This window comes from Pseudomonas sp. P5_B2, assembly GCF_056400445.1.
This window is the reverse complement of record NZ_JBFULH010001422.1, coordinates 1-612: the sequence shown is the minus strand read 5'-3', so window position 1 is coordinate 612 and position 612 is coordinate 1. Positions and strand designations below refer to the sequence as shown.

1 pseudogene is annotated in these 612 nt (G+C 52.0%); it reads left to right on the top strand.

Annotated elements, in window-relative coordinates:
• Window positions 1-612: pseudogene (locus tag AC1DRJ_RS31595) on the top strand (recombinase family protein); the annotation flags it as partial.

Sequence of the window (612 nt, the reverse complement as noted above, 5' to 3'; positions counted from 1 at the left end):
CCTCCAAGCTGCGCAAACGCATCAGTCGCAACCCACCCGACAAGTGGGTTCGCTGTGATGGCGCATTCCAAGGCATTGTTTCACTGGAGGTGTTTGCCGACGTACGCGAAATCATCTTACAGCGCTCGCACCGCCTGGATGACGCACAACTGCTAGAGCTGCTTCGTACCCTATTAGAGCGGGCGGGCTCATTATCTGGGATGCTCATCGACGAGCAGGACAACATGCCCTCCAGCACTATCTATATAAATCGCTTCGGCGGCCTTTTACGTGCCTACACCCTTATCGGTTATACACCAGATCGAGACTATCGATATTTGGAGATCAATCGGTCTCTAAGACAGCTGCATCCGCAGGTTCTTGAAGATGTTCTAAACCACTTGAAGTTCGTTGGGGCAAGAGTCGAACTCAGCGATCAGAATGACCTGCTGACCGTTAACAATCAATGGACGGCATCCGTGGTCATTGCCCGTTGCCAACCCACACCGGCTGGAACGCTTCGCTGGAAACTCAGATTCGACAATAGCCTGGCCCCTGACATCACAATTGCTGTGCGTATGGAACAAGCAAACCTTCAAGTACGGGACTATTACCTGGTTCCCAGTATAGACA